This window comes from Oceanispirochaeta sp. (assembly GCF_027859075.1).
In the GTDB taxonomy this organism is placed as follows: domain Bacteria; phylum Spirochaetota; class Spirochaetia; order DSM-2461; family DSM-2461; genus Oceanispirochaeta.
In genome coordinates, this window is the sequence record NZ_JAQIBL010000170.1 from 1 (window position 1) to 7,646 (window position 7,646).

The following is a 7,646-nucleotide window of genomic DNA, read 5'->3' on the forward strand; positions in this document are numbered from 1 at the left end:
TTCCACTATAGTTATAGTTATTGAACCAGGACAGGGTGTTGCTGCTGCCGAAGTAGGCTTCTCCTGTCAGGTTGCTGCCAGTCCAGGAATAAACATAAGACCAGACCACGGCTCCCGACGGGAGACAGTGTTTGAGAAAAATGCACTGATTCTGATCATTAAAGTCATAGTATTCATACCAGAGAAGTTCATCCTCACTATCGTAGCAATATTTGATATCCCCCTCCGAATCATATTTTGTATAACTGGAGGAATTGACCGGGGATTCTTCTGTATTCAGAAAATCAAAGGAGCATCCCTGAAAGACAAGGAGGAATAACGATAAAAAAACGGATATAGAGCGTATCATCAGGAACTCCTTCGGGGCAGAAGGCCTTTATTAATGCCTTTGCATGGAATAATATATCTCATTAAGGAATGAAAATCAAAACGGCCCCTCTCATTTCCAGGAATCTTTTCAGGTTCTTGTCTCTCCTTATCATTGCATTCCTCCCGGTTCGAGTTTCAGCCGATCTTAATGTTGATATCAAGGTTCCTGAACTGGGGCCGGGGATGGCACAGCTCGAAGGAGTTCTGGCAGAAAATGTCCTACTGGCTGCTGATGAGGTAAAGATCTTCGCTGAGAATCTGCTGGAAAAACCGGAACTGACTAGAGGGTTCGGGAACGCTGTCAGTCTTGTCAGTACTGTTCCGATGCTGGGAACACTGCCTCTGGCATCCCGCACCTCCCTGTCTATGGGGGGATATGCCTCTTTTTACAGTTATACTCTCGATGAATCTGCTCTGAGCGAACGTTTCTCCAACTTGAATGAGGAGGATGATTTTGAAATAGGGATCAGTGCCCGCCTCGTCAATACCAGTCTGACCTTACCTTTGAACAGGCTTGTTCCAGGCTTGTCCCTTTTTGCATCTGCCGGTTATGCCAAGCTGGAGAGTGAATCCTTTTATTTGAACGATTTTTTTGTACAGACGGCCCTGGGTTATTCCCTATTCCGGGAGTTTGGAAGAAAAAATGTTTTCAGATGGAGTCCTTTGTACCTGCAGATGGGAGGCAGTTATGCCTATCACAGCTTAGGGGCTATAATTTCGGTTGGGACGGTCACACAGGATTTTACAGTGGATCCTGACGGGAAAGGCCCTCTTCTGGGACAGGATGTGACCGTTGAGGTGAATCCTGTCGTTGATTTAAGCATGCTGTCTCATGTGGGTTCTTATATCTTTGCTGTAACAACAGGGATCAGGTTGATGGATACTCTTCATTTATATATAGGCTCAGGGTGCAGCCTCTCCTTTGGTCGTACCGATATTGCCCTCAGTAACGATAATGATGTGATCGTCAGAGGGTACCTTTCAGACCTTGTGGAAGAGGAGGGGTCTATTGGCATTGACGGCTCGGTGGTAGGGTCTTCTCCCCGGGTCTTTATGGGCTATTTTTTTACAGGGTTTCAGTTGGAGATCAGCAAGATGTTCATTAATGTTCCCATCCTGTATGATCCTTCCAGCGGGTTGAGCACCGGGATTTCCCTGGGAGTCTCCCTGTGATCCCAGGGCGAAGAAATCCCGCAGCAGTCCGCCGGGTGATGACTCTGCTGCTCCTGCTGTCCTGCCTCTCTTCACTACAGTCACAGGAGGTCTATCCCGGGAAGACCTGGACTCTGGCTCCCGGATTCTCAACAGCCTTTCTACAGCCTCTGGCTTCCGGGACTTCCGGGGGTGGACTGGGAATGTCCCTCACGGCGGAGGATCTCTTTCCCAGAGTCCGTTTCGGGTTTTCAGGGGGATATAATTATCTTCTCCGGGAGGGAAACGGCCTTCTTCCCTTTCCCTCCTTTTCACTTCAGGGTGGATACCGATTCCCCCTGAGTTCTTTGCTGAGCCTTTACCCGGTGGCGGAGTTTTCCCTATTGTGGCCTGCCGATGAGACGGGGTTTACCCTTTCATCGGCTTTGTCTGCAGGAGCAGCTGCCGACCTTCATCTGTATAAAAGGAACTATCTGACTCTGGATGCTCAGCTGGTTTTTCCTTTCAGTAAAAATATTCCCCCTTATTTATCCTTTCAAATGGGTATCAAACATACCATTCCTTTTATGGTAGCTGTTCCTCCCGTCGGTCTAAAGCTGAGAGTGGAACCGGATTATTTTTCTCCTGATGGAGACGGAGAAGCGGACCTTCTAGAGATCAGAATGGACTTGACGAATAGCCGATCGGTTAAAAAATGGGAGATTAATATATTTGATCAAAAGCAAACTGAGCTGTTTTCCCTTTCCGGCCAAGGAACACCTCCCCCGCAGTGCTATTGGGACGGCTATTCGTCCTCTCATGAACTGGTCTCCTCGGCTTCTGATTATTCGGTGAGAGCCACAACTTGGGACATTCTGGGTAATCCCGAGACCAGGACTCGTCCTTTTGTGACGGATGTCTTTGTGTATAAGGAGGGGGGTAAGCTGAAAATACGAGTTCCGAGTATCCTTTTTCCCCCGGGCTCTGCCGATTTTACACAACTCAGTGTAGAAGAGCGCAATCGGAACAGGGACATCATTGTCCGAATTGCCGCCACACTGCGCAAATTTCCTGAATACAGAATTTTGATCGAGGGCCATGGAAATTTGATTCACTGGGAATCTCCCGAGATGGCAGACCGGGAGCAGGAAGAAGAACTGGTGCCTCTTTCCAGGGCCCGGGCGCTGGAAGTCAGGAGAGTCCTCATTGATGAAGGCATTCCCTGGAAGCGCCTGGACGTTGCAGGACAAGGCGGCTCCTCACCGATTGTCCCCTTCGGAGATGAACAGAACCGATGGAAAAACAGGCGGGTCGAGTTTATTCTACTGAAGTAATTTTTTTGATTCTTCCCTTTTATCCAGGAACAAATCCAGCAAGACCGTACAGACTGCTGTTCCAATCAGACAGGCTCCGGTGAGGGCTATGTTCTGTTGAACCCGGGGGTTGGATGGATTCTCCATGATCAGGTTGAGGCTGCTATGGGTGGTGATCAGGGAGAGGGCCATGCCAGTGAGAATCCCTGCCGTGGAGATCCATATTCCTGTTTCCGGATTTATCCTCCCGGGAACTAATTCCAGAAGGGGCTGTTCGAGAGGAGGGGGAGGCAGGAAGTCCTCTTTCGTTTTCATCTTCTCTGCCGGCAGGCTTATTACGGTAAATATCAGCATCAGAGCTGCAATACAATGCTTCATTTCAGAAAATCCAGAATCAGAGGATTCACGGTCTGGGAAGCTTCCATATTCAGCATGTGTCCTACATCATCCAAAACTTTCAGCTCTAAATCCGGGACAAGAGATTCAATCGTTTTAATATGATCTTCCGGGATGGATTCATCCCGGCTGCCCCAGATGAGGAGAGTCTTTCTGCCATCAAGGGTTCTGTATGCATCTGAAAGATCTTTTACCAGATCATGACGGAAAAGCGATTTAACGGAGCGTGAAAAACCATAGTACACGATCTGCTCTCTGAAGGCATTCTTATATTCTTCTGCCTCAGGAATCCGGGCCGCTTCAAAAAGAGCCTCCGCCCGGGAAGCCAGCAGGCCCGACAGTGCTGTCATGGCCATTATGTCTCCCAGCAGGGGGATGCGGATCAGTGTTATGCCAGTATTGCCTTCCGCCATATACAGTGCCGGAGCCAACAGGACCAGATGATCAACAGATTCAGGATGGGCCTTTACAAATTCTGCAGCAATGGCTCCCCCCATGGAATGAGCAATGATATGGGTTCTTGTCCAATTCTGGGATGCCATCAGGTCTTCAATCTGTCTGATATAACGCCCGGCATCATAGTTTCCCCGGGGGCGGTCTGACAGGCCTCTTCCATAATGATTGTAGCGCAGGACCCTATAACCTGACTCTGCCAGAATATAAAATTGCCTGTCCCAGTCAAACATAGGCACGGAAAGACCGTGGATCAATATCACAGGCTCTCCATTTTCCGGCCCTGCCAGTTCGTATTCGGTCCACCCCTCGGATAGTTGGATAAATTCACTTCCTGAGTCATTCCTGACAGTATTGGTAATGCGCTTTTTTTCCGGGCTGACAAGCAATAGAACTGCGGTCAGAGTTATCAGAACTATCAGAGCTGAAATCAGATATTTCACTTCAAAAAATCCAGCCTTTTCACCTGCGCGGGGAATAAATTGACAGGCTGGTTTAATCATATGTAAAGGATTCGAACTTGTAAAGGAAATTTCATGGAGTTAAAATGATCATTCCATATTTTTTTTAACTAACCCTGCCTGGCCTTTTCATTAGCCTTTGAGAGTCTTCAGGTTTCCAGAAACCTGGACAGAAGTTCCAGGGATAATTTAGCTAAAAGTGAGATGCTCCAGAATTTTTTGAATGAAATGGGCAATGTTTCCAGGGTCCTGGCTGGTATGAATACAAACCAGAGTAGCCATGTTCAAAATGCTTTGGATACTCTTGTTGCTTTATCAAGAGAGTTGATGGGTTCAGTAGAACGCAATGTTGAGGGGAACTCTAAGCTGGTCATGCTGATTGATGAAATTGAAAAGGTGGCCCTTGAATCTGAGCTTGAATCCCGGAGGCTGAACGGTTTATTGGCAGATGGACAATAAGACTCAAGATTCTTTTCCGGTGGGGTTACCATTTCCGAGCATTTGATGAACTGCCGGACAGTCTCAATTCTATTGGTTTATTATCGATTTGCATTCCTCATCTATTCTAAGTAAGGTAGAATGATACTTTGATTCCTTCCAGGGCCTTTACCGTGGGGGAAATATTTAATCGTCATCAAAACAGGCTGATATGGAAGAAAAAAGAGAGTTTCAGGGTAAAAAAATAATTTTCGTCCACCCTCCGGAAATTGTGGGAAGTCTTTTACTGAATATTCTGGTTGATAAAGAATATGAGGTTTATATTCTACAGGATTTCCGGAGAATCCCTGATATTCAGGAACACTATCCCGACTCCATTTTTTTTCTGAATATTGATACAGCCCAGACAGAATATGAATGGCAGGAATTTATTCGAAATCTGAATGAACGATGCTCTGGAATCCAGTTAGGAATTCTTTCTTTCAATATCAATACAAAAGATAAAATGCAGCTTTATTTACTGGATCTGGGAGTCAGTTGTGGTTTTATTCAACTGAAATTAGGGGTTGCCGCCGCCACTGAAATGATGTTGAAGGTCTTGGATGTCAATGAAGTTAGGGGACGAAGAAAATTTATCCGATATCAATGCACCAATGAAGTCAGGAGCACTTTGAGTTTTGATTTGATGGGAACCAGAGTGACCGGGGATATTCAGGATATAAGCTCTGTTGGACTTTCCTGCATCCTGGATAATCACCAGGGTAATCTTGTTCCGAATCAGTTGATCAGAAATATCCAGTTTCGATTAGGAGTCCTTATCGTCAATATGGATGCTATTCTGTTGGGAACCAGGATCATTGAAGGAGAAAGAACTATTTTTGTTTTCCTGTTTAAGCTGGATTCATCAGATAAAATGAAAACAAAAGTTCGTTCCTTTATCTATAACTCTCTTCAAAAGAATTTTAACAAGGAGTTCTCTTTAAAGTACTAATAATTTTTGAGAATGAATTTGCAATCGGTCCTTACAAGGCGTACAATATGAGTAGGTTCTTAATAACAAAATCCACACATTAAGGAGTTTTGATTATGATAGAAGAAGATAGTCCGACAATTTGCAGAGGATCTGAAATATAGTTTTTTTATACAGATCTCTTTTGAGATTTGACGGGGTTCGATCCCCATAAAAAAAGCACAGTTTATTCTGTGCTTTTTTTGGGTTCCAATCTTAATGCTGATATTGGCTTCATTTATTTCCAGGCGGTGCTTTCTTAAAATTAATACATATTTCCTGTATATTCTTTCTCATTGCACAGTCGGGAACTATCCATTAAGGTGAGTTGACTGTAAGGAAGGAGTCACCATGAATTGGGAAAAACTAAAACAGGCGGAAGCGAACTTCCTCCTAAGATATCCGGGTGGATTTCAGGATCCCGAGATGGTGATTCTCGGCAAGAAGCATAAGATGGATAAGATGGTGGCTCTGGCTGAATCATCTTTTGGTGAAGATCAATTTGCCAACTCTGATGAATTATCTGAAAAAATGATTAAAATTTTGACCTCTTCCTCAATGGTTTCTGTTTTTGAGAAACCCCGCTTCCGAGATTTTGTGCGGTCTATGAACAGTCATGAAAAAGACGCCCTTTGCGCAAACCTGTATGAGATGCTCTACCTGGATGAAGAAAAGGGATTTAACGGGCTTCTGAATATACTGAGTCTGGGCAAAATGGCTAAGTGGACGGTTATGACTGTTGTTCCGGCCTATCTGCGCCCCCAAAAGGAGATTTTTATCAAACCAACTACAACCAAGGGTATTTTAAAAACATTTGAAGTGGATCATCTGGTCTACACTCCCCGACCCTATTACGCTTTCTACCGGGAATACCGGGACCTCATCAATGCGATGAAAGCTAAAGTTGACCCGGGGCTTTCCCCCAGTAATGCTGCTTTTTCAGGATTTCTGATGATGAGTCTGGAGGGATAGGCGTATGACAGATGATGCTTTTAGAATTATTACACACAGCGGCAAGGCTCATATGGATGAACTTGTGGCTTCGGCTCTCCTGTGCATTCTCCTGGACAGGCAGCCTGAGGAAGTCATCAGGATGGACAGCCGGGAGGCGGAAAATCTGGTGAAAAACGGCTTGATGGAAGGGGGAGACTGGGTGCTCGATTGCGGCATGGTTTATGACCCGGAGAGGCAGCTGTTTGATCATCATCATGATGGGGCCCTGGATTCCACGGCGCTGCTCCTGTTTGATGAGTTTTTTCCAGAGCTGAAAAACTCAAGACTCCATGAGTCAATTCAACTCCTTTCCCGGGTGGACACGCAGGGGCTGCAGAGTCTGAATGATTTCCGGGAACTGGATGAGAGTCGGTCCTACTGGTCTTTTTCTCAGAAACTGCTCACCAAAGGATTCGAAATGGATCCGACTGATGCTCTCCGGATGGTCACGGAAGTTCTCAAGGATAATCTCCAGTTTGAGCATCTCCGGAATAAGGCTCTGATCTGGCTCGAGTCGCCGGAACATACGGAAATCGTGGAATTGGGGTCTTATAAGGTCCTTAACTATCTGGTGTTGCCACCGGAAGAACTGACCTCTCCCCTGCGTTCAGCGGATAAAGAGATGGTGGATGAACATAAGATTATTGCCGTGGCCTCCTTTGATGATAATAACCTGAAAGGAAAGGCTCTTTTCAGAACGGGACACGGTCAGGATCTGCTGGATTTCACTCTCTGCAGACCCGATCACACCGTATTCTGCCATCCCGGGGGATTCCTTCTAAAGTTTATCTCAGGATCAGACAAGGAGTGGATCAGATTGGTGGAAGAATCTCTCCTCCCCGAGCGGCCTGTTCTGGAAGCTTAGATCAGGTAGGGGATAATATAATGCAGGCAGAAATAAAGCCAGGGTACAACCACGATAAGGGCGATCATCGTGGATAACCAACCCGTATTGGCATAATCCAGATCCAGGTTGTAGAGACTGGGAGGCATGATGGACAGAAATCCGGCAGGCATGGAGGAGAGGATGAACACCACTTTCAGGGGGAGACCATTCATTATTTTTCCCATTCCCATAAAATA

General features: G+C 45.9%; 10 protein-coding genes. 6 read left to right on the top strand and 4 right to left on the bottom strand.

What is annotated here, in order from left to right; translation table 11 throughout:
• Positions 1-349: hypothetical protein (locus tag PF479_RS09390; protein WP_298005409.1), on the bottom strand; the 349-nt coding region annotated here is incomplete at its 3' end.
• Positions 350-417: 68 nt separating this feature from the next.
• Between PF479_RS09390 and PF479_RS09395 the strand changes: the two genes are divergently transcribed.
• Positions 418-1,542: a hypothetical protein gene (locus PF479_RS09395; protein WP_298005411.1), complete on the top strand. Its 1,125-nt coding sequence runs from the start codon at positions 418-420 to the stop codon at positions 1,540-1,542.
• Complete coding sequence (locus tag PF479_RS09400; protein WP_298005414.1) at positions 1,539-2,834, top strand: OmpA family protein; 1,296 nt, start codon at positions 1,539-1,541, stop codon at positions 2,832-2,834. Before PF479_RS09395 ends, PF479_RS09400 begins: the two co-directional genes overlap by 4 nt.
• Here the strand turns inward: PF479_RS09400 and PF479_RS09405 are convergent.
• On the bottom strand, positions 2,823-3,191 hold the full coding sequence (locus PF479_RS09405; RefSeq protein WP_298005417.1) for a hypothetical protein: 369 nt from the start codon (positions 3,189-3,191) through the stop codon (positions 2,823-2,825). The genes PF479_RS09400 and PF479_RS09405 overlap by 12 nt on opposite strands.
• Positions 3,188-4,105: an alpha/beta hydrolase gene (locus PF479_RS09410; protein ID WP_298005420.1), complete on the bottom strand. Its 918-nt coding sequence runs from the start codon at positions 4,103-4,105 to the stop codon at positions 3,188-3,190. Before PF479_RS09410 ends, PF479_RS09405 begins: the two co-directional genes overlap by 4 nt.
• Before the next feature lie 237 nt (positions 4,106-4,342).
• On the opposite strand from PF479_RS09410, the gene PF479_RS09415 reads away from it, so the two are divergent.
• The 4 genes from PF479_RS09415 to PF479_RS09430 all read left to right on the top strand — a co-directional run bounded on the left by PF479_RS09415 (position 4,343) and on the right by PF479_RS09430 (position 7,428).
• Positions 4,343-4,582: a hypothetical protein gene (locus PF479_RS09415; RefSeq protein ID WP_298005423.1), complete on the top strand. Its 240-nt coding sequence runs from the start codon at positions 4,343-4,345 to the stop codon at positions 4,580-4,582.
• 190 nt (positions 4,583-4,772) lie between these two features.
• Complete coding sequence (locus PF479_RS09420; RefSeq protein ID WP_298005426.1) at positions 4,773-5,552, top strand: hypothetical protein; 780 nt, start codon at positions 4,773-4,775, stop codon at positions 5,550-5,552.
• Positions 5,553-5,921: 369 nt separating this feature from the next.
• Positions 5,922-6,542 (top strand): hypothetical protein, encoded by a 621-nt coding sequence (locus PF479_RS09425; RefSeq protein WP_298005427.1) that lies wholly within the window; start codon positions 5,922-5,924, stop codon positions 6,540-6,542.
• A gap of 4 nt (positions 6,543-6,546) precedes the next feature.
• Complete coding sequence (locus PF479_RS09430; protein ID WP_298005430.1) at positions 6,547-7,428, top strand: MYG1 family protein; 882 nt, start codon at positions 6,547-6,549, stop codon at positions 7,426-7,428.
• Here the strand turns inward: PF479_RS09430 and PF479_RS09435 are convergent.
• Positions 7,425-7,646 (bottom strand): hypothetical protein (locus tag PF479_RS09435; RefSeq protein WP_298005432.1); only part of this gene is annotated, 222 nt, incomplete at its 5' end. The genes PF479_RS09430 and PF479_RS09435 overlap by 4 nt on opposite strands.

Excerpts from the sequence above, each read along its gene's own strand:
- PF479_RS09395 (WP_298005411.1), top strand. The coding sequence starts at position 418 with ATGAAAATCAAAACGGCCCCTCTCATTTCCAGGAATCTTTTCAGGTTC.
- PF479_RS09405 (WP_298005417.1), bottom strand. The coding sequence starts at position 3,191 with ATGAAGCATTGTATTGCAGCTCTGATGCTGATATTTACCGTAATAAGC.
- PF479_RS09420 (WP_298005426.1), top strand. The coding sequence starts at position 4,773 with ATGGAAGAAAAAAGAGAGTTTCAGGGTAAAAAAATAATTTTCGTCCAC.
- PF479_RS09425 (WP_298005427.1), top strand. The coding sequence starts at position 5,922 with ATGAATTGGGAAAAACTAAAACAGGCGGAAGCGAACTTCCTCCTAAGA.
- PF479_RS09430 (WP_298005430.1), top strand. The coding sequence starts at position 6,547 with ATGACAGATGATGCTTTTAGAATTATTACACACAGCGGCAAGGCTCAT.